Origin of the sequence: Streptomyces cucumeris (genome assembly GCF_024295805.1) — a bacterium.
GTDB classification, from domain to species: Bacteria; Actinomycetota; Actinomycetes; order Streptomycetales; family Streptomycetaceae; genus Streptomyces; species Streptomyces cucumeris.
Genome location: NZ_JANCLX010000005.1, coordinates 287,102 through 312,390 on the forward strand (window position 1 = coordinate 287,102; position 25,289 = coordinate 312,390).

A 25,289-nucleotide genomic window follows, 5' to 3' on the forward strand; every position below is an offset into this window, starting at 1 on the left:
CAGTTTCTGCCTTTCCTCCAGGGACGGGGCCCGTGGTGCGGGGCGTGTCAGAGCAGTCCGACGGCGGTATCCACAGCGGTCTCGACGCTGCCCTCCGCCGGATAGAGCAGTGAGCGGCCGACGACCAGGCCCTGGACGGTGGGCAGCCGCAGCGCCTTGCGCCATCTCTCGTACGCCCCCTCCTGGTCCCTTCCCACCTCACCGCCGAGCAGTACCGCCGGAAGGGTGCTGGTCTCCATGACCGCGGCCATCTCCTCGGGATCGTCCGTCACCGGCACCTTCAGCCAGGTGTAGGCGGAGGTCCCGGCGAGTCCGGAGGCGATGGCGATGGACCGGGTGACGGCCTCGGCGCTCAGGTCGTTGCGGACCCGGCCGTCTATTCGGCGGGAGATGAACGGTTCGACGAAGACCGGCAGCCGGTGTGCGGCCATCGCGTCGATGGCACGGGCGGTGCTGGTCATGGTGGTCAGCGAACCGGCGTCCGCGTAGTCGATGCGCAGCAGCAGTTTGCCCGCGTCGAACCGGAGCCGGGCGAGGTCCTCGGGCCGGTGTCCGGTGAACCGGTCGTCGAGTTCGAAGGTGGCGCCGGCCAGCCCGCCGCGGTTCATCGAGCCCATCACGACCTTGCCCTCGAGGGCGCCGAGCAGCAGCAGGTCCTCCAGGATGTCGGCGGTCGCGAGCACCCCGTCCACACCGGGGCGGGACAGCGCCGTGCACAGCCGCTCCAGCAGCTCGAACCGGTTGGCCATGGCCAGTCTGCGGTCCCCGACGGCGAGGGCGCCGCGCGCCGGATGGTCGGCCGCCACGATCATCAGCCGGCCGCTGTCACCGATGAGGGGGCGACGGGCCCGTCGGGCGGCCGCCTCGGCGATGGCCTCGGGGTGGCGGGTGCGCACCGTGACGAGGTCGGAGATGCTGATGCTCAAGAGGTCTTACCCTTCCTTCTTTTCCGCACCGCGGTCGGCGTCAGCCTTCGGTGAGCAGGGCCTCGACCTCGCCCGCCGTCGGCATGGCCGAGGAGCAGGCGAGCCGGGACGCGACGATGGCGCCCGCCGCGTTGGCGTACCGCATGATCCGTTCCAGGTCCCAGCCGGCGAGCAGCCCGTGGCACAGGGCACCGCCGAACGCGTCGCCCGCGCCGAGCCCGTTGACCACCTCCACCGGGACCGGGGGGACCTCGGCGGTGGTGCCGTCGCGGTGCACGGCGAGGACGCCCTTGGGTCCCTGTTTGACGACGGCCAGTTCCACACCCGCCGCGAGCAGCGCCTCGGCACAGGCGGTGGGTTCGCGGACGCCCGTGGCGATCTCGCATTCGTCCACGTTGCCGACGGCGACCGTGGCGTGGCGCAGGGCCTCGGCGTAGAAGGGGCGGGCGGTGTCCGGGTCGCGCCAGAACATCGGCCGCCAGTCGAGGTCGAAGACGGTGGTGCCGCTCCCGCCGCGGGCGGCCAGCGCCTCCAGGGTGCTGGTGCGGCTGGGCTCCTCGCTCAGCCCGGTGCCGGTCATCCAGAAGATCCGGGCCGCGCGGATCGCGTCGAGGTCCAGTTCACCGGGGTGGATCTCCAGATCGGGCGCCTTGGGACGGCGGTAGAAGTACAGCGGGAAGTCGTCCGGCGGGAAGATCTCGCAGAAGGTGACCGGCGTCGGGTACTCCTCGACCGGGGTGACGAACCGGTCGTCCACCCCGAACGCCCGCAGCTCCTGGTGGAGGTAGTCGCCGAAGGGGTCCGCGCCGGTGCGGCTGATGACCGCGGAACGGCGGCCGAAGCGAGCGGCGGAGACGGCGACATTGGTCGCCGAACCGCCGAGGAACTTTCCGAACGACTCGACCTGCGGCAGAGGGACACCGGTCTGGAGCGGATAGAGATCCACTCCGATCCGGCCCATCGTGATCAGGTCGTACGGCTCACTCATGCGTGCCCCTTCGGGAAAAGACGCAGCTCAGGGTGGGAGTGCGAAAGCGCCGGACAACGCCCGGCCCCTTCAGGTCTAGACGTGCTCCGGGCCCGCTGTCAAGACTTTGTCCTTACATTCGGACGTGAGGACGAAGTGAGGCCCGGAGGCGTTATCGCGTCGTTACGTCCAGATGAAATGTTGTCATGACAAACCCTTGACAGTCGATGGCCCGGAGGAGTTGGCTCCCGTTCTGCAACGGCCGTGTGAACAACGGACCTGGCTTGAGAGGTGCTGGAACCGATGGACCTCAGAATCAACCGACGCCGCGGAGCGGGACTCGCCGCGCTCGCCACCGCAACCGTCCTCCTCGCCGCGGGATGCAGCAGTCAAGGCGGCAAAAAGGCACAGGAAGCCGAGGACGACCTCGCCGCCGGAAAGGCGAACACCCCCCGGCTGAAGATCGCGATGATCACTCATGCGGCACCGGGCGACACCTTCTGGGACACCGTCCGCAAGGGCGCCAAGTCCGCGGCGGCCAAGGACAACATCGAACTCGTCTACTCCAGCAATCCCAGCGGCGCGGACCAGGCCAACCTGGTCCAGAACGCCATCAACCAGAAGGTCGACGGGATCGCCATCACGCTGGCCAAGCCGGACGCGATGAAGGGCGCGATAGCCAAGGCGAGGAAGGCCGGGATCCCGGTCGTCGCCTTCAACGCGGGACTGGACCAGTGGAAGGACATGGGCCTGCTGGAGTACTTCGGGCAGGACGAGTCCATCGCCGGCGAGGCGCTCGGCAAGCGGCTGAACGAGGTGAAGGCCAAGCACAACATCTGTGTGATCCACGAACAGGGCCATGTCGCCCTGGAGGCCCGGTGCGAGGGTGTGAAGAAGACCTTCAACGGCAAGACGGACATCCTCTATGTCAACGGCACCGATATGCCGTCGGTGAAGTCCACCATCGCCGCCAAGCTCAAGCAGGACTCCAGCATCGACCATGTGGTCACCCTCGGCGCCCCGTTCGCGCTGACCGCGGTGCAGTCCGCCGAGGAGGCGGGCGGTGATGCCGAGGTCGCCACGTTCGACCTCAACAAGGACCTGGTCGCCGCCGTGAAGAGCGGGGACGTGGAATTCGCCGTCGACCAGCAGCCCTATCTCCAGGGCTATCTGGCGATCGACTCCATGTGGCTCTACCGGAACAACGGCAACTTCAGCGGCGGTGGCGAGGAGCCGGTGCTGACCGGCCCGGCCTTCGTCAGCAAGGACAACGTGGACACCATCGCGAAGTTCGCACAGAAGGGGACGCGGTGATCCGGCGATGACCCATACCGTCACACCGGCGGCGGCCACGCCGCCGGTCTCCCCCGCCCCGGAGCCGAAGCGCCGGGCAGCGGAACGCTCGCTGGCCCGGCGGCTGCTGGCCCGGCCGGAGATCGGGGCACTGGTCGCGGCCGTCGGCGTCTATGTCTTCTTCTTCGTGGTCGCCCCCACCTTCCGGCAGGCCGACTCCTTCGCCACCGTCCTCTACCAGGCGTCCACCATGGGGATCATGGCGCTCGCCGTCTCCCTGCTGATGATCGGCGGCGAGTTCGACCTGTCGGCCGGGGTCGCCGTCACCTCCTCGGCACTGGCCGCCTCCATGCTCAGCTTCCAGCTCACCACCAATGTCTGGGTGGGCGTGATCGTCGCCCTGCTGGTCTCGCTCGGAGTGGGCCTGATCAACGGACTGCTGCTGATCCGCACCGGACTGCCCAGCTTCCTGGTCACCCTCGCCAGCTTCCTGATGCTCCAGGGCGCCAACCTGGCCGTCACCAAACTGCTCACCGGCAATGTCGCCACCGACACCATCAATGACATGGACGGCTTCGAGCAGGCCAAATCGGTCTTCGCCTCCGAGGTCACCGTGTTGGGCGTCGATGTGAAGGTGACCGTGCTGTGGTGGCTGGCCTTCGCGGCCATCGCCACCTGGGTGCTGCTGCGCACCAAGTTCGGAAACTGGATCTTCGCGGCGGGCGGTTCGAAGGAGAGCGCGCGGGCGGTCGGCGTCCCGGTGAACCTCACCAAGATCGCCCTCTTTATGACCGTCGGCTTCGCCGCCTGGTTCGTCGGTATGCACCTGCTCTTCGAGTACAACACCGTGCAGGCGGGCGAGGGCGTCGGCAACGAGTTCTACTACATCATCGCGGCGGTGATCGGCGGCTGTCTGCTCACCGGCGGCTACGGCTCGGCGATCGGCGCGGTCCTGGGCGCCTTCATCTTCGGCATGGTCAACCAGGGCATCGTCTACGCCAACTGGAACCCCGACTGGTTCAAGTTCTTCGTGGGCGTGATGCTGCTGCTCGCGACGCTCGTCAATCTGTGGGTGCGCCGTCAGGCCGCCAGGAGGTGATCACCGTGGTATCGAAGGACACCGCCGCGACCGGCGGGACCGATGAACCGGTCGTCCGGCTGAAGGGCGTCGGCAAGCTCTACGGCACGGTCCGTGCCCTTCAGGGCATCGACCTCGACGTCCGGCCGGGCAAGGTCACCTGCGTCCTCGGCGACAATGGCGCCGGGAAGTCCACCCTGATCAAGATCGTGTCCGGACTGCACCAGCACGACGAGGGCGACTACCTCGTCGACGGTCGGCCGGTGCGGCTGAGCAACCCCCGCGAGGCCCTGGACCTCGGTATCGCCACCGTCTACCAGGACCTGGCCACCGTGCCGCTGATGCCGGTGTGGCGGAACTTCTTCCTCGGCTCGGAGCTGACCAAGGGCCCGTGGCCGTTCCGCCGCCTGGACATCGAGCGGATGAAGCGGACCACCGGCGAGGAGCTGTCCGCCATGGGCATCCACCTCGACAACCTGGAGCAGCCCATCGGCACCCTCTCCGGCGGTCAGCGGCAGTCCGTGGCCATCGCACGGGCCGTCCACTTCGGCGCCCGGGTGCTGATCCTGGACGAGCCCACCGCGGCGCTCGGCGTCAAGCAGTCGGGGGTGGTGCTGAAGTACATCGCGGCGGCGCGTGAGCGCGGCCTCGGCGTCATCTTCATCACCCACAACCCGCACCACGCCTATATGGTCGGTGACCACTTCTCGGTACTCCGGCTGGGCGCCCTGGAGCTCAACGCCGCCCGCGAGGACGTCACCCTCGAGGAGCTGACCAACCATATGGCCGGCGGCGCCGAACTGGCCGCCCTCAAGCACGAGCTCGCGCAGGTCCGCGGGGTGGATGTGGAGGAGCTGCCGGAGGCGGTGCAGTCGCCCGGCGCATGAGGCATACACCCTCCCCCCTTCCTGACATGACGTCCGAATGTCCTGACCAACCCTTGACGACCGCCCGCCCGGACCGTGAAGCTGCCCAAAACAGTACGACGCGGACGCGCGTCCGCCAGCGAGCACCGGAATCCGCACCGCCCCCTTCCCCGGTCGCCGATGACCGGCGAGAGGAGACCCCTCCCATGACTGCCGCCGCCTCTCCCGTACCCGCCCTGGACCGCATCCGGGTCGGCTCGGCCCCCGACTCATGGGGGGTGTGGTTCCCCGACGACGAGCAGCAGGTCCCCTGGCAGCGCTTCCTCGACGAGGTCGCGGAGGCCGGTTACTCCTGGATCGAGCTGGGCCCGTACGGCTATCTGCCGACCGACCCGGCCCGGCTCACCGAGGAGACCACCCGGCGGGGGCTCACCGTCTCGGCGGGCACCGTCTTCACCTCACTGCACCGCGGACCCGATGTCTGGGACGCCACCTGGGCCCATGTCTCCCAGGTCGCCGAACTGACCCGGGCGATGAACGCCGGGCATCTGGTGGTCATCCCCTCCTTCTGGCGGGACGACAAGACCGCCGAGATCATCGAGCCGCGGGAGCTGACCGCCGAGCAGTGGCGCCATCTGTCCACCGGGATGGAGCGGCTCGGCCGTGAGGTGCGGGAGGCCTACGGTCTGGAGATCGTCGTCCATCCGCACGCCGACACCCACATCGACACCGAGGAGAACGTCGCCCGCTTCCTGGACGCGACCGACTCCGACCTGGTCAACCTCTGCCTGGACACCGGGCACTACGCCTACTGCGGCGGCGACAGCGTCAAGCTGATCGAGACCTACGGCGAGCGCATCGGCTATCTCCACCTCAAGCAGGTGGACCCGGAGATCCTGGCCGATGTGGTGAAGAACGGGGTGCCGTTCGGCCCGGCCGTCCAGCGCGGGGTGATGTGCGAACCGCCGGACGGGGTGCCCGCGCTGGAGCCGGTCCTCGCCGCCGCCCAGAAGCTGGACGTGGACCTGTTCGCCATCGTCGAGCAGGACATGTACCCCTGCCCGCCCGACCAGCCGTTCCCGATCGCCGAGCGCACCCGTCGCTTCCTGCGCTCCTGCGGCGCCTGACCCCCGTCCCGACCACCACCGCACGGCAGACCGCACCGGCAGACCGCACCGGCAGAAAGAGAAGGAACTCGCATATGACCCAGCAGGGGACGCTCGGCATCGCCGTCATCGGGACCGGCAAGATGGGCGCCGACCACGTCCGCCGGATCGATGAGGTGATCAGCGGCGCCCGGGTGGCCGCCGTGGTCGATATCGACGAGGCGCGCGCGAAGTCCGTGGCCGACACCGCCGAGGGGTGCCGGGCGTTCACCGATCCGGCGGCCGCGATGGACGCGCCGGGGGTGGACGCGGTGCTGATCGCCTCCCCCGGGCCCGCGCATGAGGCCGCGCTGCTCAGTGCGTTCGAGCGGGATCTGCCGGTGCTGTGCGAGAAGCCGCTCACCCCGGACGCGGCCTCCGCGCTGCGGGTGCTGGAGGCCGAGCAGCGGCTGGGCCACCGCCGGGTCCAGGTCGGGTTCATGCGCCGCTACGACACCGAGTTCATGGAGCTCAAGGCGTTGCTGGCCACCGGTGAGCTGGGCCGTCCGCTGATGCTGCACTGCCGCCACCGCAATGCCTCGACCCATCCGTACTTCACCACGGAGATGCTGATCAGCGACTCGGTGGTGCATGAGATGGACCAGTCGCGCTGGCTGCTGGAGCAGGAGATCACCACGGTGACCGTGCTCAAGCCGACGCCCAACTCGCATGCGCCCGAGGGGCTGAGCGACCCCCAGCTGGTGATCTTCGAGACCAGCGGTGGCGCGCTCGTCAACGTCGAGATGTTCGCCACCTGCGGCTTCGGCTACCAGGTGCAGACCGAGGCGGTCTGCGAACGCGGCACCGCACGGGTCGGTGACGCCCACGGCATGCTGGTCAACCGCCCCGGCGGCTGGGGCGGTGGGATCGCCCCGGACTTCGTGGCCCGCTTCGCGGAGGCGTACGACCGGGAAGTACAGGCGTGGGTCGACGCCACCCGCCGCGGGGAGGTCGAGGGACCCAGCGCCTGGGACGGCTATGCGGCGGCGGCCGTCTGCGAGGCGGGGCTGCGCGCGCAGAAGACCGGTGAGCGCACCCCCGTGGAGATGATCGAGCGCCCCGCCTTCTACCGCTGACCCCGGCTTCCGCCACGGGCCCGGCCCCCTCCTCACCCCTTCAGGGCCCGCTCCTTCGGCCCCACCCCTTTCGGACGGGAAGACACCATGCGCATCGGATTCCTCGGCGCCGGGCGGATCGGCTCCTTCCATGCCGCCGCCCTCGCCGCCACGGACGGCGTCGACGCCTTGCTGATCGGGGACGCCGACCCTGCGCGGGCCGCCGAACTGGCCACGCGGATCGACGCGGACGCCGCCGTACCGGTGACCGCCGCGGCCTCGGTGGACGCGGTCTTCAGCGGCGGGATCGACGCGCTGGTGATCGCCACCGCGACCGCCTCGCACGCCGAACTGATCACCCGGGCGGCGCGGGCCGGACTGCCCGCCTACTGCGAGAAGCCCATCGCCCTGGACCTGGCGGGCACCGTCCGGGCGCTCAGCGAGGTCGCGTCGGCCGGGACCATGCTCCAGATGGGCTTCCAGCGGCGGTTCGACGCCGGGTACCGGGCCGCGCGCGAGGCGCTGCGCGAAGGGCGGCTGGGCCGGGTGCACACCATCCGGGCCATCACCTCGGACGCCGCTCCCCCGCCGCCGGAGTTCCTGCCGCACTCCGGCGGACTGATCCGGGACTGTCTGGTGCATGACTTCGACGCCGTGCGCTGGCTGACCGGGCGGGAGGTGGTGGAGGTGTTCGCGTCCGGTTCGGCGGACGGCGCCGCGTTCTTCCGGGAGGCGGGCGATGTGGACACCGCGGCGGCGCTGCTGACGCTGGACGACGGCACGCTGGTGACCGCGACCGCCACCCGCTACAACGGCGCCGGGTACGACGTGCGGATGGAACTGTCCGGTGAGCGCGACCAGTTGGTGGTGGGGCTGGACGGCCGTACGCCCTTCACCTCGGCCGAACCGGGCGGGCCCGCCAGTCCCGGCCGCCCCTGGGCGCACTTCCTTGAGCGGTTCGAGGACGCCTACCGGGCGGAGCTGGCCGCCTTCGTACGGGCGGCCCGGGGCGCGGCGCCCAACCCCTGCTCCGGTCAGCAGGCGCTCTACGCCCTGCTGGTGGCCGAGGCATGTGAACTGTCCCGGCTGGAGCACCGTCCGGTACGACTGGCGGAGATCACCGAACGGATGGCCGAGCTGGGGGCCTGAGCGCCACTGTCACTCCGGTGTCACAGCCGTCACATCTCCACACGGCTTCGTCACAGGTGTTCAACAGCCCCTGACCCACGATCACGCACTGTCGTTCACCGGACACAGGCTGAGAGATCGTCAGCAGGTCCGCCGTGGCTCCCCCGACGGCCCCACCGGGGCCGTGGTCGCGGTGGCTGCGGGAAGGGCTCGAAAGATGACCGACCGGAGGCTCTGGTCGTACAAGGACATCGCCGCTCATATCGGGGTCCAGACCGACACCGTACGGTCGTATCGCAAACACGCACTGCTGCCGCCCCCCGATCTGGTGGAGCGCGGCAAGCCGTACTGGTACGCGGACACCGTCCGCGCCTGGGTGGCCCGCAGACCGGGCAACCGGCGCGGACGGCGCGGCGCTCCTTAGCGTCCGCGCCACCAAGACCCGCGCGGACGGTGCCCGCTCGCACACCGGCACATGCTGTCCCCGGCGCCCCGCCGGAAGGGGGTGCACCCCGTGCACCCCCTTCCGGAAGGCGTCAGTGCCCCGCGCGGACCGGGTCCCGCAGCTCCTCCTCGCTGCGGGGCCCGGGCTCCTCCCCGTCGTCACCGCTCCGGACGGGGGCGGACTCCCCCTCGCTCAGCCCGATCCTGGCGTGCAGCCGCCGCAGCGGGCCCGGTGCCCACCAGGTGGCCCGGCCGGTCAGCCGCATCACCGCGGGCACCAGCAGACTGCGCACCACCATGGCGTCCATCAGCACCGCCAGGGCGATACCGAGCCCCAGCATCTTGGTGTTGGTGACCCGCGAGGTGCCGATGGCGACCATCACCACGGCCAGGATCAGCGCGGCCGCCGTGATCAGCCCGCCGGTGCGCCGCAGCCCGAACTCCACGGCCGCCGCATGGTCCCCGGTGCGGTCGTACTCCTCCTTGATCCGGGAGAGCAGGAAGACCCCGTAGTCCATGGAGAGTCCGAAGGCGACGCAGAACATCAGCACCGGCAGGGTGGTCTCGATATCGCCGGTGGAGGTGAAGGACAGCGGACCGGACAGATGGCCGTCCTGGAAGACCCACACCATGGCGCCGAACATCGCCGTGAGACTGAGGGCGTTGAGCAGCACCGCCTGGATCGGTATCAGCACACTGCCGGTGAGCAGGAAGACCAGCAGCAGGGTGACGATGGCGATGATCGCGGCCGCCCAGGGCAGCCGGTCGGCTATGGAGTCCTTGGTGTCCACCAGGACGGCGGCCGTGCCGGTCACCGAAGCCTGGAACGGGGGGTGCTGGGCGCGGATGTCACGCACCAGGTCCTGGCTCGCGGCGTCCACCGCCTCTCCCTTGGTCAGCACGGTGAGATACGCGCTCCCCTCGGCCGCGCGGGCCGCCTCGGCCGGACCGGGCCGGGCCACCTGACGGCCGCCCGCGAACTGGCCCGCCGGACCGTCCACCCGCCGCACATCGGGGAGCGCGGAGAGCTCGGTGCTGTAGTCGGCGAGGGCACGGGTGCCGGGGCGGCCCTCGGCGATGATCTCGACGGCGCCGCCGGGCCCTCCGGGGAAGCCGTCCCGGATGTGCTGCTGGACCACATGCGATTCGGCGCTCCGGGGAAGCTGGCGGTCGTCCGCGGTGCCGAACTCCACCTTCAGGAAGGGCAGTCCGAGCGCCACCAGACCGGCGACGGTGGCCAGCGCGAACAGCGGTGCGCGCCGCATCACCAGCCGGGCCAGCCACCCCCATCCCTTGCCGGGTTCACCGGTACGGGCGGGGCGTCCGCGGCGCAACAGCTTCATCAGATCGAGGGAGTTGACCCGGTCGCCGAGGAGCGCCAGCGCCGCGGGCAGCACGACCAGGGCGGCACCTGCGGCGATCAGCACCACGGCGATCCCCGCGTAGGCGAAGGAGCGCAGGAAGTACTGCGGGAAGACCAGCATGGCGGCGAGCGAGACCGCGACGGTCAGCGCCGAGAAGAGCACGGTGCGCCCGGCGGTGCGCAGGGTGGCCGCCACGGCGGGCAGGGGCTCGGCACCGGTGGCCAGCTCCTCGCGGAAGCGGCGCACGATGAACAGGGCGTAGTCGATGGCCAGTCCGAGGCCGAGTGCGGTGGTCAGGTTCTGCGCGAAGACCGAGACATCGGTGAACTCGGTGAGACCGCGCAGCACCGCGTTGGTGCCCAGGATGGCGATGATGCCCACGCCGAGCGGCAGCAGGGCGGCCACCGCGCTGCCGAAGACCATGACGAGCAGGACCAGGGTGATGGGCAGGGCGATCATCTCGGCCCGCAGCAGATCCTCCTGGATGGTGGTCTGGAGCTCATGGCGGACCGCGACCAGACCGCCGATCGACACCTCGACCGGGCCGTGGTCCCCCCGGTAGCGCGGGGCGATCCGCTCCAGCGCCTCGTTGGCGGCGGATTCGTCGCCGGTGACGCGGGCGGCGATGATCGCCTCGCCGCGGTCACGCTGCCGGAGGGTGGGCGCACCGGTGTCCCAGTAGGAGGTGACGCCGGTGACGGACTCCTCCTCGGCCAGCTTCTTCGCCAGCGCCCGCCCCTCGGCGGCCACCGCCGGATCGTCCACCGTGGCCTTGCCGCTGTCGACCAGCAGGATCAGATTGGGCTGGGAGGTCGGGAAGTGCTTCTCCAACGCCTTGGTGGCATAGGTGGACTGGGACGCCGGGTCCTCCCAGCCCCCGCTGCCCATCCGGTCGGCGACACCGCTGCCCGCGACCACGGTGAGCGCGGTGAAGAGCAGAGCGAGCAGCAAGGAGAGCCGGGGGCGCGCCGTGACCAGGCGGGTCCATCCTCCGATCCGGTCCCCCGACGGATGGTTGACAGTGGTCATGGCACGGTGTCCCCTTCACCTGTGCCCAGGCCACCGCACGACGTTTGGGCAGGCAGCATGGGTCATTGATTGCCATAGACTGGCAAACACGAGCGATCACTCGCGTTTCACAAGAATGCGAGTGAGCACTCGCGTTTGTCAATCGAACACGAAGATCCGGAGATTGCGCGTGACCGAGAGCAAGGCAGCCCAGGCCGAGGGAGCCGCCAAGCCGCGCCGTCGGCAGGCGCGCGGTGAGCGCCGGGTCCAGCAGTTGCTCGACGCGGCCGCGAGCGTCTTCTGCCAGAACGGCTACGCCGGCGCGAGCACCAACGCGATCGCCCGCGAGGCGGGCGTCTCCCCGGGCACGCTGTACCAGTTCTTCCCGAACAAGGAGGCCATCGCGGTCGAACTGGGTGAGCGGCTGACCCATCAGATGCGCCAGGCCCACGGCCTGGTCTTCACGGTGGAGAACGCCGCGCTGCCGCTGGGCGAGATGCTGGACGCGGTCCTCGATCCGATGATCGAGTTCAACTGCGCGAATCCCGCCTTCCTCGCGCTGATCAACTCCACGGACACCCCCGGCCCGGTCGTCGAGGAGCATGACGCACTGCACCTCACCCTTCAGTCCCGGGTGGAGGAGCTGCTCGGACTGCGCCATCCCGAACTGCCCGCCGACCGCCGCACCCGTACCGCCACCATGGCGTTCCACCTGTTCAAGGCCGGTCTCGATGTGATCCTGGCCCATGAGGGGGCGGAGCAGCGGGCGTACATCACCGAGACCAAGGACGCCCTGTACCGCTATCTCGCGCCGATCATCGGCACCGAGGGCAGCCCCGTCCGCTGACCCTGATCCGCCACCACCACCCCGGGCGCGCCCTGCACGGAAGGGGAGCGCGCGCGGGCGTGGCGCGCTGTTCACGATCCGGCGCACCTCCGGCTTCCGGGAATACCCCCTAGGGGTATAGAGTTATGAGAGTCAGGAGACCCTGGGGCATCCGGCGTCTCCTGCGTCCCGACCATCACGCCCACCCCACAGGAGAAAGTCCATGAGCTCCGAGGCGAACACCGGCTCCGGCGTCACCACCGTCCTCCAGGTGACCGGAATGACCTGCGGCCACTGCGAGGGCGCCGTCACCGAGGAGCTCGGCGCCCTCGACGGCGTCTCCTCCGTGAAGGCCGTGGCCTCCACCGGACAGGTCACCGTCGTCTCCGCCGCCCCGCTGGACGACGAGGCCGTCCGCGCCGCCGTCGACGAGGCGGGCTACGAGCTCGCCGGCCGGGCCTGAGCACCCCCGACTCCTCCCGCCGGGCCGTACCGCCCTGCTGATACAGACGCCGTACGGCACCGGCCCTCCTCCCAGGAGACCCAGACATGACCAGCACGGCTTCCGAAGCCGGGCACACGGCACAGGTCGAACTCGCCATCGGCGGTATGACCTGCGCCTCCTGCGCGGCGCGCATCGAGAAGAAGCTCAACCGCATCGACGGGGTGGCCGCCACGGTCAACTTCGCCACCGAGAAGGCCAAGGTGTCCTACGGGGCCGGGGTCGAGGTGACGGACCTGATCGCCACCGTGGTCAGAACCGGCTACACCGCCGAGGAACCCCGCCCGCCCGAGCCCGTGCCCCCGGCCGCGGCCACCGAGGCTCCCGGCGGGGCCGCGGACCGCCCCGGCCACGACGAGGACCGGCCGGACGCCCCGCGCCGCCGCCTGCTCATCTCGTTCGCCCTGTCCCTGCCCGTCGTCGTGCTGGCGATGGTGCCCTCGTTCCAGTTCGAGAACTGGCAGTGGCTCTCGCTCACCCTCGCCGCGCCCGTCGTCGTCTGGGGCGGCGCGCCCTTCCACAAGGCCGCCTGGAGCAACGCCCGGCACGGTGCGGCCACCATGGACACCCTCGTCTCGCTCGGCACCCTGGCGGCCCTCGGCTGGTCCCTGTGGGCCCTGTTCTTCGGACACGCGGGCATGCCCGGGATGCGGCACGGCTTCGACCTCACCGTCTCCCGCGCCGACGGCTCGTCCTCGATCTACCTCGAGGCCGCCGCCGGAGTGACCACCTTCATCCTCCTGGGCCGCTTCCTTGAGGCCAGGTCCAAGCGGGCGGCCGGAGCCGCGCTGCACGCCCTGCTGGAGCTCGGCGCCAAGGACGTCGCCGTCCTGCGCGACGGCCGGGAGGTCCGCGTCCCGGTCGGCGAGCTGGCGGCCGGCGACCGCTTCGTGGTCCGCCCCGGCGAGAAGATCGCCACCGACGGCACGGTCGTCGAGGGCGGCTCCGCCGTGGACGCCTCGATGCTCACCGGCGAATCGGTACCGGTGGACGTCGTCGTCGGCGACGCGGTCGCGGGCGCCACCGTCAACACCGCGGGCCGCATCGTCGTGGAGGCCACCCGCGTCGGCGCCGACACCCAGCTCGCCCGGATGGCCAAGCTGGTGGAGGACGCGCAGAACGGCAAGGCCGAGGTGCAGCGGCTCGCCGACCGGATCTCCGGGATCTTCGTGCCGATCGTGCTGCTCATCGCCCTCGGCACCCTGCTGGGCTGGCTGGTCGCCACCGGCGACGCGACCGCCGCGTTCACCGCGGCCGTGGCCGTCCTGATCATCGCCTGCCCCTGTGCGCTGGGCCTGGCCACCCCGACCGCCCTGATGGTCGGCACCGGCCGCGGCGCCCAGCTCGGCATCCTCATCAAGGGCCCCGAAGTACTGGAGTCCACCCGCCGGGTCGACACCGTCGTCCTGGACAAGACCGGCACCGTCACCACCGGCCGGATGCGGCTGCGCGGCGTCGTCACCGCACCCGGCACGGACGAGGAGGTGCTGCTGCGCCTCGCCGGTTCCGTGGAGCACGCCAGCGAGCACCCGGTCGCCCGCGCCATCGCGGACGGCGCGGTCGAACGCGTCGGCTCCCTCCCGGTGCCCGAGGGCTTCACCTCCGTCGCGGGCCTCGGCGTCCGGGGCGTGGTCGACGGGCACAAGGTGCTCGTGGGCCGGGAGAAGCTGCTCGGCCAGTGGGCCGTCGAACTGCCCGAGGAGCTCGCGTCCGCCAAGGCCGCCGCCGAGGCGGAGGGCCATACGGCCGTCGCCGTGGCCTGGGACGGCGAGGCGCGCGGCATCCTGCTGGTCGCCGACGCGATCAAGGAGACCAGCGCCGACGCCGTCACCCAGCTGCGCGCCCTCGGTCTCACCCCGGTCCTGCTGACCGGGGACAACCGGCTGGTCGCCGAGTCCGTGGCGCGCGAGATCGGCGTCGAGGAGGTCATCGCCGAGGTCCTGCCCGAAGAGAAGGTCGATGTCGTCAAGCGGCTCCAGGGCGAGGGCCGTACGGTCGCCATGGTGGGCGACGGCGTCAACGACGCGGCCGCGCTGGCCACCGCCGACCTCGGACTCGCCATGGGCACCGGCACCGACGCGGCCATCGAGGCGGGGGACCTGACCCTGGTCCGCGGCGACCTCCGGGTGGCGGCCGACGCGATCCGGCTGGCGCGCCGGACGCTCACCACCATCAAGGGCAACCTCTTCTGGGCGTTCGGCTACAACGTCGCCGCGCTGCCGCTCGCGGCGGCCGGGATGCTGAACCCGATGATCGCCGGAGCGGCCATGGCGTTCTCATCCGTTTTCGTCGTCACCAACAGCCTGCGACTGCGGGCCTTCACGGCATCCACATAGCTTCACCGGCTCCCCATAAGCCGCACAACACCCATACATGGGAGCCTCGATCTTCAAATCGAGGCTCTTGCCCTTGTACGCCCGTTATGGCAAGAGACGCAGATCACAGGCAACCGAACGTAACCATTTCGGGGGGTCGCGAGTCTAATGGGACGGTGGGGATTCGTCTTGGGGGATGAATCCCGCTACGCGTGGCCGGGGCGAGGTACTCGGGGAGCTTTGAGCGGCCCTCCCGTAGGTACTCGTCCCGGCAGATCGCGCCGCAATGCCGCCTGTGCGGCCCGTGGACGCCCGGCCGGATCCCGTGGGGGGAATCCGAACCGGGACATGGGAAGCGCCCCGCTCCGACCCGTGGGGGGATCGGAAGCGGGGCGCTTTCTGATTTTTTTGGGGGCTCGGTTCTGCTCCGGGGCGCTGAAGCCCCTGTCGACGGTCGACCGGGCTCGCCCCTTCGCCTCACTCGCCCGGAACCGGGCGAGTCCGGAGACGCAACGGTGCCCCACCCTTCCGGCATGCGCCGGGAGAGCGGGGCACTCAGAGACGGAAGAGACTGCGCTCAGCGCTGCTCGACCGGGATGAAGTCGCGCTCGACCACGCCCGTGTAGATCTGGCGCGGGCGGCCGATACGGGAGCCCGGCTCCTTGATCATCTCGTGCCACTGCGCGATCCAGCCCGGCAGCCGGCCGAGCGCGAACAGCACGGTGAACATCTCGGTGGGGAAGCCCATCGCCCGGTAGATCAGACCGGTGTAGAAGTCCACGTTCGGGTAGAGCTTGCGCTCGACGAAGTAGTCGTCGGCGAGGGCGTGCTCCTCCAGCTTGAGGGCGATCTCAAGGAGCTCGTCCGACTTGCCGAGGGCGGAGAGGACATCGTGCGCCGCCGACTTGATGATCTTCGCCCGCGGGTCGAAGTTCTTGTAGACGCGGTGCCCGAAGCCCATGAGCTTCACGCCGTCTTCCTTGTTCTTCACCTTGCGGATGAAGGTGTCGACATCGCTGCCCGCGGCCTGGATGCCCTCGAGCATCTCCAGCACCGACTGGTTGGCGCCGCCGTGCAGGGGGCCCCACAGGGCGCTGATGCCCGCCGAAATGGAGGCGAACATGTTGGCCTGCGAGGAGCCGACCAGCCGCACGGTGGAGGTCGAGCAGTTCTGCTCGTGGTCGGCATGCAGGATCAGCAGCTTGTCGAGGGCGCTGACGACGACCGGGTCGAGCTCGTACTCCTGGGCCGGAACCGAGAAGGTCATCCGCAGGAAGTTCTCGACGTAGCCGAGGTCGTTACGCGGGTAGACGAACGGGTGGCCGACCGACTTCTTGAAGGCGTACGCCGCGATGGTCGGCAGCTTGGCCAGCAGCCGGATCGTCGAGAGGTCGCGCTGCTTCTCGTCGAAGGGGTTGTGGCTGTCCTGGTAGAAGGTCGACAGCGCGCTGACCACCGAGGAGAGCATGGCCATCGGGTGGGCGTCGCGCGGGAAGCCGTCGTAGAAGCGCTTGACGTCCTCGTGGAGCAGCGTGTGCGTGGTGATCTGCTCGCGGAAGGTGGCCAGTTCGTCCACCGTGGGCAGTTCACCGTTGATCAGCAGGAAGGCCGTCTCCAGGAACGTGCTGCGCTCCGCCAGCTGCTCGATGGGGTAGCCGCGATAGCGCAGGATGCCCTGCTCACCGTCGAGGTAGGTGATCGCGGATTTGTACGCGGCGGTGTTGCCGTAACCGGAGTCCAGGGTCACCAGACCGGTCTGGGCACGCAGCTTGCCGATATCAAAGCCCTTGTCGCCGACGGTGCTGTCGACCACCGGGTAGGTGTACTCGCCGTCCCCGTACCGCAGTACTACAGAGTTGTCGCTCACGTCATCCCTCACCGACGTCCTGGTTCTCTTCTTCGAGGTGCCCTGACTCCCCCCACCTTCCCCCATCCGGACGATGGACGTGCACTCGGGGTCGGCCAAAGGGCCTTTTGGCGGCACTCAGTGCCGCTTTCACGCCCATCCTGCCCCGTTCGTCATCGTTCGGAAACCCTGTGGGCATCCTCGACCCGTCCTTGGCCGCCGAGCCGGTGGTCCAGTGCCGTGCAGCGCCTTCCCGCCGAAACCGTACGCACCGCCTGCCCGAGCGCGCGACGCGAGCCGACCAGCACCACAAGGCGCTTGGCGCGCGTCACCGCGGTGTAGAGCAGGTTGCGCTGGAGCATCATCCAGGCTCCGGTGGTCACCGGAATCACGACGGCCGGGTACTCACTGCCCTGCGAGCGGTGGATGGTCACCGCATAGGCGTGAGCCAGCTCATCCAGCTCGTCGAAGTCGTACGGCACCTCCTCGTCCTCGTCCGTCAGCACGGTCAGCCGCTGCTCGTCGGTGTCGAGGGAGGTGACGACTCCAACCGTGCCGTTGAAGACTCCATTGGCCCCTTTCTCATAATTGTTACGGATCTGGGTCACCTTGTCGCCGACACGGAAGATCCGGCCGCCGAAACGGCGCTCCGGGAGGTCCGGGCGGGCCGGGGTGATGGCCTGCTGAAGCAGTCCGTTCAGCGCGCCCGCGCCCGCCGGACCGCGGTGCATCGGGGCGAGAACCTGCACGTCACGCCGGGGGTCCAGACCGAATTTGGCGGGCAGGCGACGGGCCGCGACATCGACCGTGAGCCGCCCGGCCTCCTCGGTGTCGTCCTCCACGAAGAGGAAGAAATCGGAGAGCCCCTGGGTGAGCGGCGGCACCCCCTCGTTGATCCGGTGGGCGTTGGTGACCACACCGGACTGCTGGGCCTGGCGGAAGATCCGGGTCAGCCGCACCGCGGGGACCGGGCCGCCGGGGGCCAGCAGATCGCGCAGCACCTCCCCGGCACCGACGCTGGGGAGCTGGTCCACATCGCCGACGAAGAGCAGGTGCGCACCCGGCGGAACCGCCTTGACCAGCTTGTTGGCCAGCAGCAGATCGAGCATGGAGGCCTCGTCGACCACCACCAGATCGGCGTCCAGCGGGCGGTCCCGGTCATACGCGGCGTCCCCGCCGGGCTTGAGCTCCAGCAGCCGGTGGACGGTGGACGCCTCGGCGCCGGTCAGCTCGGCGAGCCGCTTGGCGGCCCGGCCGGTGGGGGCCGCCAGCACCACCTTGGCCTTCTTGGCGCGGGCCAGCTCCACCACGGACCGGACGGTGAAGGACTTGCCGCACCCCGGGCCGCCGGTGAGCACCGCGACCTTCTCGGTGAGCGCCAGCCGCACCGCCTCCCGCTGCTCGGGGGCCAGCTCGGCGCCGGTGCGGCCGGCCAGCCAGGTCAGCGCCTTCTCCCAGTCCACCCCCTGGAAGGCGGGCATCCGGTCCTCCTCGGTGCGCAGCAGCCGCCGCACCTGACCGGCCAGCGAGAGCTCCGCGCGGTGGAACGGGACCAGATAGACCGCCGCGACCGGATCGCCGCCGTCCGGGGCGGGGACCCGCTCCCGCACCACGCCCTCCTCGGCGGCGAGCTCGCCCAGGCAGTCGATCACCAGGCCGGTGTCGACCTGGAGCAACTTCACCGCGTCCGCGATCAGTTGCTCCTCGGGGAGATAGCAGTGGCCGTTGTCCGTGGACTGGGACAGGGCGTACTGGAGACCGGCCTTGACCCGGTCCGGGCTGTCATGCGGAATGCCGACGGACTGGGCGATCTTGTCGGCGGTGAGGAAGCCGATGCCCCAGACGTCGGCCGCCAGCCGGTACGGCTCGTTCTTCACCACGGAGATCGAGGCGTCTCCGTACTTCTTGTAGATCCGCACCGCGATGGAGGTGGAGACGCCGACGCCCTGGAGGAAGATCATGACCTCCTTGATGGCCTTCTGCTCCTCCCAGGCCGCGCCGATCATCTTGGTGCGCTTGGGGCCGAGCCCGGGGACCTCGATCAGCCGCTCCGGCCGCTGCTCGATGACGTCCAGGGTCTCGACGCCGAAGTGCTCGGTGATCCGGTCGGCGATCCGCGGACCGATCCCCTTGATCAGACCGGAGCCCAGATAGCGGCGGATGCCCTGGACGGTGGCGGGGAGGACGGTGGTGTAGTTCTCCACGGTGAACTGCTTGCCGTACTGCGGATGGGAGCCCCAGCGGCCCTCCATCCGCAGTGACTCGCCCGGCTGGGCGCCCAGCAGCGAGCCCACGACGGTCAGCAGATCGCCCGCGCCACGGCCGGTGTCGACCCGCGCGACCGTGTAGCCGTTCTCCTCATTGGCGTAGGTGATCCGCTCCAGAACCCCTTCGACCACCGCGAGTTTGAGCATGGACCGACCGTACCGCCGGGGCCCGACAGCCGGTCCGCCGACGGTCGGCGGCTGTGGACAACCGGCCGGGACGGACCGCCGGGGCCGATCATCGCGGAGTATCACGATCCGGTTTCGGGGCGGACCGAGCTCTTGTCGATGTCCCGTGTAATCGATTCCAATCCTCCGTGTAATCGATTCCACGAGGAGGTGGACGATGCCGGCCATCAAGGACGTGGCGCAACGGGCCGGGGTGTCCGTCGCGACGGTTTCGCGGGTGCTCAACCAACACCCCTCCGTCCGCGCCGACACCCGGGAGCGCGTACTCGCCGCGGTCGCCGACCTCGGCTACCGCCCCAACGCCGTCGCCCGCTCGCTGCGCACCGACCAGACCCGGGCCCTGGGACTGGTCATCAGTGACGTGCTGAATCCTTTCTTCACCGAGCTGGCCCGCTCCGTCGAGGACGCCGCCCGCGACCTGGGCTACAGCGTGGTGATCGGCAACGCCGATGAGCGGCCCGAACTCCAGGATCACCACGTCCGCACCCTGATGGACCGCCGTATCGACGGGCTGCTGATCTCCCCCACCGACGGCGGCTCGCCGATGATGCTGGACGCCGCCCGTACCGGTACGCCCATGGTCTTCGTCGACCGCTGGATCGAGGACGAGAGCCTGGCGTCGGTGCCCGTGGTGCGCACCGACGGCCGGGACGCCATCCGCGATCTGGTGGCCCATCTGCATGCGCTCGGCCACCGCAGGCTCGCCATCATCGCGGGCCCGGCGGCCACCACCACCGGACGTGAGCGGGTGGACGCCTTCCGGGCGGCACTGCGGGAGTTCGGCCTCACGCTGGACGACGGCCATATCGGCCAGGGCGACTTCCAGGCGGACAGCGGACGCCGGGTCACCGCCCGGTTCCTCGATCTGCCGCGCCCCCCGGACGCCATCTTCGCCGCGGACAACCTGATGGCGCTGGGGGCGATGGACGAGATCCGCGCACGGGGCCTGCGGGTGCCCGGCGACATCGCGCTCGCCGCGTTCGACGACATCCCCTGGTTCGTCCACACCGATCCGCCCATCACCGCCATCGCCCAGCCCACCGGGGAACTCGGCCACGCCGCCGTCCGCGCGCTGGTCGACCTCGTCGAGGGCCGTCCCGCGGAGTCGGTGACCCTCTCCGCCCGCCTGGTCACCCGCCGCTCGTGCGGCGAGCCCGAAGGGAGCAAGCCATGAGCACGACGTCCCGTGTCACCGAGGAGCCGTCGCGCCCGGAGTCCGAACTGCTGCGGATGGAGGGCGTCCGCAAGACCTTCCCCGGTGTGGTCGCGCTGGACGGCGTCGACTTCGACCTGCGCCGCGGTGAGGTGCACGTCCTGCTGGGCGAGAACGGCGCGGGCAAGAGCACGCTCATCAAGATGCTCTCCGGCGCCCACCGCCCGGACGGCGGCCGTGTGCTGGTCGACGGCGCCCCGGTGCGCATCGACGGCGCCCAGGACGCCGAACGGCTCGGTATCGCCACCATCTACCAGGAGTTCAACCTCGTCCCCGACCTCAGCGTCGCCGAAAACATCTTCCTGGGCCGCCAGCCGCGCCGCTTCGGCATGATCGACCGCCACACGATGTACGAGCGGGCCGCCGAACTCCTCGCCCGCGTCGGGGTGGACGTCTCCCCCCGCACCCGGGTGCGGGACCTGGGCATCGCCCGGCTCCAGATGGTCGAGATCGCCAAGGCGCTCAGCCTGGAGGCACGCGTACTGATCATGGACGAGCCGACCGCGGTGCTCACCACCGAGGAGGTCGACAAGCTCTTCCGGATCGTGCGCCGGCTGCGCGAGGACGGGGTGGGCATCGTCTTCATCACCCACCACCTGGAGGAGATCGCCGCCCTGGGCGACCGGGTGACCGTCCTGCGCGACGGCCGCAGCGTCACCCAGGTCCCGGCCGCCACCGATCAGGACGAGCTGGTGCGGCTGATGGTCGGCCGCTCCATCGAGCAGCAGTACCCGCGCGAACGCGCCGACGCCGGTGAGCCGCTGCTGAAGGTCGAGGGGCTCACCCGCGACGGCAGCTTCCACGACATCGGCTTCGAGGTGCGCGCCGGTGAAGTGGTGGGCCTGGCCGGTCTGGTGGGCGCGGGCCGTACCGAGGTGGTGCGGGCGCTGTTCGGCGCCGACCCCTACGACTCGGGCACCGTCGAGGTGGCGGGCGCCCCGCTGCCCCGCCATGACGTGGTGGCCGCGATGGCCGCCGGTGTCGGTCTGGTACCGGAGGACCGCAAGGGCCAGGGGCTGCTGCTGGACGCCTCCGTACAGGAGAACCTCGGCCTGGTCAGCCTGCGTTCCGCGACCCGCGCGGGCCTGGTCGACCGGGCCGCGCAGCGGCGCGCCGCCGAGCGCGTCGCGGAGCAGCTCGCCGTCCGGATGGCCGGGCTCGACCAGCGGGTGCGCACCCTCTCCGGCGGCAACCAGCAGAAGGTCGTCATCGGCAAGTGGCTGCTCGCCGACAGCAGGGTGCTGATCCTCGACGAGCCGACCCGCGGTATCGACGTGGGCGCCAAGGTCGAGATCTACCAGCTCATCAATGAACTCACCGCATCGGGCCACGCGGTCCTGATGATCTCCAGCGATCTGCCCGAGGTGCTGGGGATGAGCGACCGGGTCCTGGTCATGGCCCAGGGCCGGATCGCCGGTGAGCTGACCGCGCACGAAGCGACCCAGGACGCCGTGATGGCCCTGGCAGTGAAGGACGTCAAGGGCGCCGACGAAGGAGTCGGCGTCACGGAAAAGGAGGGACCCCGTGGCAACTGACACGCCTCACGTCACAAAGGACCCCGGGGGCCCGGCGGTGCTGCGCCGTGTGCTGCTCGACAACGGCGCGCTGAGCGCCCTGGTACTGCTGGTGGCGGCGATGTCGCTGCTCTCCGGCGACTTCCTGACCACCGACAATCTCCTGAACGTCGGTGTCCAGGCGGCGGTCACCGCGATCCTCGCCTTCGGTGTCACCTTCGTCATCGTCTCCGCCGGCATCGACCTGTCCGTCGGCTCGGTCGCCGCGCTCTCGGCCACCGTGCTGGCCTGGTCCGCCAGTTCCCAGGGGCTGCCGGTCTGGCTGGCGGCGCTGCTCGCCGTCGGTACGGGCATCGCCTGCGGTCTGGTCAGCGGCGCGCTGGTCTCCTACGGCAAACTGCCGCCGTTCATCGCCACGCTGGCGATGCTCTCGATCGGCCGTGGTCTGGCGCTGGTCATCTCCCAGGGCAGCCCGATCGCCGTCCCCGACGCGGTCTCCGGACTCGGTGACACCCTCGGCGGCTGGCTGCCGGTCCCGGTCATCGTGATGATCGTGATGGGTCTGCTCACCGCCGGAGTCCTCGGCCGCACCTACGCGGGCCGCGCGATGTACGCGATCGGCGGCAACGAGGAGGCGGCCCGGCTCTCCGGGATCCGCGTGGCGCGCCAGAAGCTCGTCATCTACGCGCTCTCCGGCGGATTCGCCGCCGTCGCGGGCATCGTGCTCGCCTCCCGGCTGTCCTCGGCCCAGCCGCAGGCCGCGGTCGGCTACGAACTGGACGCCATCGCCGCAGTGGTCATCGGCGGCGCGAGCCTGTCCGGCGGCGTCGGCAAGGCGTCCGGCACGCTGATCGGCGCGCTGATCCTGGCGGTGCTGCGCAACGGGCTCAACCTGCTGGAGGTGTCCGCCTTCTGGCAGCAGGTCGTCATCGGTGTGGTCATCGCGCTCGCGGTGCTGCTCGACACCCTGCGCCGCCGTGCGGGCTCCCGTCCCGCCGCCCCCGGCGCGTCCGCCGGAGGACCGCAGGGGCCGGGCCGCAGAGCGGCAGCGACGGCCGGGCGGTTCGCGGTGGCGGCGGTGGCCGTCAGCGCCGTGGTGCTCGCCTCCTCCTTCCTGCACTCGGGCGACTCCGGGGGCAAGGGCACCAAGATGGGGCTGTCGGTCTCCACGCTCAACAACCCCTTCTTCGTACAGCTCAAGGCGGGTGCGCAGGAGGAGGCCAAGGCCGCCGGGGTGAGCCTGACCGTCACCGACGCCCAGAACGACGCCTCCCAGCAGGCCAATCAGATCCAGAACTTCACCAGCCAGAACATGAAGTCGATCATCATCAACCCGGTCGACTCCGATGCCGCGGGCCCGTCCGTCAAGGCGGCCAACAAGGCCGGTATCCCGGTGCTCGCCGCCGACCGCGGCGTCAACAAGGCCAGCATCGAGACACTGGTGGCCTCGGACAACATCGCGGGCGGCAAGCTGGCCGCGAAGACGCTGGCCGAACGGCTCGGCGGCAAGGGGAAGATCCTGGTGCTCCAGGGCGTCGCCGGTACCTCGGCCTCGCGTGAGCGCGGCCAGGGCTTCTCGGAGGGCCTGAAGGCGTACCCGGGCATCGAGGTGGTCGGTAAGCAGCCCGCCGACTTCGACCGGGCCAAGGCACTGGACGTGACCACCAACCTGCTCCAGTCCCACCCCGGTGTGGACGGGATCTTCGCCGAGAACGACGAGATGGCGCTCGGCGCGGTCAAGGCGCTCGGCCCCAAGGCGGGCAAGTCCGTCGACGTGGTCGGCTTCGACGGCACCCCGGACGGTCTGAAGGCGGTGAAGGACGGCACGCTCGCCGCGACCGTCGCCCAGCAGCCGCGCGAGCTGGGGAAGATGGCCGTGCGGAACGCGATCCGGGCCGCCAAGGGCAAGGACGTCGACAAGACGGTCAAGGTGCCGGTGAAGGTCGTCGCGGCCAAGTGAGCCCGGGACGCGCCGCCCGGCACCCGTCATGCGAAGGGACGTAACGATGCACGACTACGACCTGTTGGTCGTGGGATCCGCCAACGCCGATCTGGTGATCGGGGTCGAGCGCCGCCCGGGACCGGGCGAAACCGTCCTCGGTTCCGACCTGGCCGTCCACCCGGGCGGCAAGGGCGCCAACCAGGCCGTCGCCGCCGCCCGGCTCGGGGCCCGCACGGCCCTGCTGGCCCGGGTCGGCGACGACGACCACGGCCGGCTGCTGCTGGACTCACTGCGGACGGCCGGGGCGGACACCTCCGGGATGCTCACCGGAGGGGCACCCACCGGGGTCGCGCTGATCACGGTGGATCCGTCCGGTGACAACAGCATCGTGGTCTCCCCCGGTGCCAACGCCCGGCTCACCCCCGAGGACGTACGGGCCGCCGCCCCGCTGCTGGCCGCCGCCCGGGTGGTCTCGCTCCAACTGGAGATCCCGCTGGAGACCGTGGCCGAGGTGGTGCGCGCCGCCGCAGCGGGCGCGGAGGGGCGGCCGGGGCCGCGGGTGGTGCTGAACCCCTCGCCCGCCGCGCCGCTGCCCGACGGGGTGCTGGCCGTCTGCGATCCGCTGGTGGTCAACGAGCACGAGGCGCGCTTCCTGCTCGACGGCGATCCGGCGGGCGGCTCCGCCGAGCCCGCGGAGTGGGCGGCCGCCCTGCTGGCGCGCGGCCCGCGGTCGGTCGTGGTGACCCTGGGCGAACAGGGCGCGCTCGTGGCCGAGGGCGGCCGTACGGTCCTGGTGGACAGCCTCCCGGTGAAGGCCGTGGACACCACGGGCGCCGGGGACGCCTTCACCGGGGCGCTCGCCTGGCGCCTGGGCGTCGGCGACGGTCTGGAGGCGGCGGTGCGGTTCGCGGTGCGGGTGGGCGCCGCCGCGGTGACCCGGGCCGGTGCCCAGCAGTCCTTCCCCACCGCCGAGGACGTGGCGCGGCTGTGAAACGGGCTGGAATCATCAACCGCCACCTCGGCGCCGGACTGGCCCGGTTGGGCCACACCGACACCGTGATGGTGTGCGACGCGGGGCTGCCGATCCCTTCCGGCCCGGACGCCCCGGTCGTCGTCGACCTCGCCCTCGTCCTGGGTGTGCCGTCCTTCGAGCAGGTGCTGACCGGGCTGCTGGACGAGCTGGTGGTCGAGGGGGCCTCGGCCGCGCGGGAGGTGCGAAACCACAACAAGGAGGCGACCGCGCTGCTGGAGGGGCTGTTCCCCGACGCGTCGCTGACGCTGGTGCCGCACGAGGAGCTGAAGGCGCTGACCGGCCGGGCGCGGCTGGTGGTGCGCACCGGGGAGGCACGGCCGTACGCCAATGTGCTGCTGCGGTGCGGGGTGCCGTTCTGAGGCTGCCGAAAG

Annotated in this window: 20 protein-coding genes; 15 read left to right on the top strand and 5 right to left on the bottom strand. The window is 70.6% G+C overall.

The genetic code is table 11. The features are described 5' to 3' along the window. Positions 1-47 precede the first annotated feature (47 nt). Both NMK44_RS10135 and iolC read right to left on the bottom strand, forming a co-directional pair. The gene (locus tag NMK44_RS10135) at positions 48-926 is read right to left on the bottom strand and encodes a Cgl0159 family (beta/alpha)8-fold protein (protein ID WP_254740601.1); all 879 of its coding nucleotides are present in this window, start codon (positions 924-926) and stop codon (positions 48-50) included. Between the two features lie 40 nt (positions 927-966). Continuing rightward, positions 967-1,914 (bottom strand): 5-dehydro-2-deoxygluconokinase, encoded by a 948-nt coding sequence (iolC, locus tag NMK44_RS10140; RefSeq protein ID WP_254740603.1) that lies wholly within the window; start codon positions 1,912-1,914, stop codon positions 967-969. A gap of 282 nt (positions 1,915-2,196) precedes the next feature. Here iolC and NMK44_RS10145 point away from each other — a divergent pair, with 282 nt between their 5' ends. The 7 genes from NMK44_RS10145 to NMK44_RS10175 all read left to right on the top strand — a co-directional run bounded on the left by NMK44_RS10145 (position 2,197) and on the right by NMK44_RS10175 (position 8,882). Further along, positions 2,197-3,207, top strand: coding sequence for a sugar ABC transporter substrate-binding protein (locus NMK44_RS10145; RefSeq protein ID WP_254740605.1), 1,011 nt, complete (start codon positions 2,197-2,199; stop codon positions 3,205-3,207). Between the two features lie 7 nt (positions 3,208-3,214). After that, entirely contained in the window at positions 3,215-4,285 is a 1,071-nt protein-coding gene (locus tag NMK44_RS10150; protein WP_254740607.1) for an ABC transporter permease, read from the top strand. Beyond that, positions 4,282-5,151, top strand: coding sequence for an ATP-binding cassette domain-containing protein (locus tag NMK44_RS10155; protein ID WP_254740609.1), 870 nt, complete (start codon positions 4,282-4,284; stop codon positions 5,149-5,151). Before NMK44_RS10150 ends, NMK44_RS10155 begins: the two co-directional genes overlap by 4 nt. A 185-nt stretch (positions 5,152-5,336) precedes the next feature. Continuing rightward, the gene (locus NMK44_RS10160) at positions 5,337-6,257 is read left to right on the top strand and encodes a sugar phosphate isomerase/epimerase family protein (RefSeq protein WP_254740611.1); all 921 of its coding nucleotides are present in this window, start codon (positions 5,337-5,339) and stop codon (positions 6,255-6,257) included. A 74-nt stretch (positions 6,258-6,331) separates the two neighbouring features. After that, entirely contained in the window at positions 6,332-7,351 is a 1,020-nt protein-coding gene (locus NMK44_RS10165; protein WP_254740613.1) for a Gfo/Idh/MocA family protein, read from the top strand. An 87-nt stretch (positions 7,352-7,438) separates the two neighbouring features. Next, positions 7,439-8,479: a Gfo/Idh/MocA family protein gene (locus NMK44_RS10170; RefSeq protein WP_254740615.1), complete on the top strand. Its 1,041-nt coding sequence runs from the start codon at positions 7,439-7,441 to the stop codon at positions 8,477-8,479. 196 nt (positions 8,480-8,675) lie between these two features. Further along, positions 8,676-8,882, top strand: coding sequence for a MerR family transcriptional regulator (locus NMK44_RS10175; protein ID WP_254740617.1), 207 nt, complete (start codon positions 8,676-8,678; stop codon positions 8,880-8,882). Positions 8,883-8,994: 112 nt separating this feature from the next. On the opposite strand, the gene NMK44_RS10180 is transcribed toward NMK44_RS10175, so the two are convergent. After that, positions 8,995-11,295, bottom strand: a complete 2,301-nt coding sequence (locus NMK44_RS10180; RefSeq protein WP_254740619.1) for an MMPL family transporter — start codon at positions 11,293-11,295, stop codon at positions 8,995-8,997. 169 nt (positions 11,296-11,464) lie between these two features. On the opposite strand from NMK44_RS10180, the gene NMK44_RS10185 reads away from it, so the two are divergent. The 3 genes from NMK44_RS10185 (at position 11,465) to NMK44_RS10195 (ending at position 14,938) form a co-directional block, all read left to right on the top strand. Further along, positions 11,465-12,121 (top strand): TetR/AcrR family transcriptional regulator, encoded by a 657-nt coding sequence (locus NMK44_RS10185; RefSeq protein WP_254740621.1) that lies wholly within the window; start codon positions 11,465-11,467, stop codon positions 12,119-12,121. A gap of 202 nt (positions 12,122-12,323) precedes the next feature. After that, a complete protein-coding gene (locus tag NMK44_RS10190; RefSeq protein WP_254740623.1) occupies positions 12,324-12,563 on the top strand; it encodes a heavy-metal-associated domain-containing protein in 240 nt (79 codons plus the stop codon). Between the two features lie 86 nt (positions 12,564-12,649). Further along, complete coding sequence (locus NMK44_RS10195; RefSeq protein ID WP_254740625.1) at positions 12,650-14,938, top strand: heavy metal translocating P-type ATPase; 2,289 nt, start codon at positions 12,650-12,652, stop codon at positions 14,936-14,938. Between the two features lie 556 nt (positions 14,939-15,494). On the opposite strand, the gene NMK44_RS10200 is transcribed toward NMK44_RS10195, so the two are convergent. Both NMK44_RS10200 and recD2 read right to left on the bottom strand, forming a co-directional pair. Then, entirely contained in the window at positions 15,495-16,784 is a 1,290-nt protein-coding gene (locus NMK44_RS10200) for a citrate synthase (RefSeq protein ID WP_254740627.1), read from the bottom strand. 152 nt (positions 16,785-16,936) lie between these two features. Beyond that, positions 16,937-19,177: an SF1B family DNA helicase RecD2 gene (gene recD2, locus NMK44_RS10205; RefSeq protein WP_254740629.1), complete on the bottom strand. Its 2,241-nt coding sequence runs from the start codon at positions 19,175-19,177 to the stop codon at positions 16,937-16,939. A 196-nt stretch (positions 19,178-19,373) separates the two neighbouring features. Between recD2 and NMK44_RS10210 the strand changes: the two genes are divergently transcribed. Genes NMK44_RS10210 through rbsD form a run of 5 tightly spaced genes read left to right on the top strand, consistent with a single transcriptional unit; the run spans position 19,374 to position 25,277 of the window. Continuing rightward, positions 19,374-20,390 (top strand): LacI family DNA-binding transcriptional regulator, encoded by a 1,017-nt coding sequence (locus NMK44_RS10210; RefSeq protein WP_254740631.1) that lies wholly within the window; start codon positions 19,374-19,376, stop codon positions 20,388-20,390. Further along, on the top strand, positions 20,387-21,964 hold the full coding sequence (locus NMK44_RS10215) for a sugar ABC transporter ATP-binding protein (protein ID WP_254740633.1): 1,578 nt from the start codon (positions 20,387-20,389) through the stop codon (positions 21,962-21,964). The genes NMK44_RS10210 and NMK44_RS10215 overlap by 4 nt, the downstream gene beginning before the upstream one ends. Beyond that, the gene (locus NMK44_RS10220; protein ID WP_254740635.1) at positions 21,954-23,903 is read left to right on the top strand and encodes an ABC transporter permease/substrate-binding protein; all 1,950 of its coding nucleotides are present in this window, start codon (positions 21,954-21,956) and stop codon (positions 23,901-23,903) included. Before NMK44_RS10215 ends, NMK44_RS10220 begins: the two co-directional genes overlap by 11 nt. A gap of 46 nt (positions 23,904-23,949) precedes the next feature. After that, positions 23,950-24,876, top strand: coding sequence for a ribokinase (gene rbsK / locus NMK44_RS10225; RefSeq protein ID WP_254740637.1), 927 nt, complete (start codon positions 23,950-23,952; stop codon positions 24,874-24,876). Beyond that, positions 24,873-25,277: a D-ribose pyranase gene (rbsD, locus tag NMK44_RS10230; RefSeq protein ID WP_254740639.1), complete on the top strand. Its 405-nt coding sequence runs from the start codon at positions 24,873-24,875 to the stop codon at positions 25,275-25,277. Before rbsK ends, rbsD begins: the two co-directional genes overlap by 4 nt. Positions 25,278-25,289 lie beyond the last annotated feature (12 nt).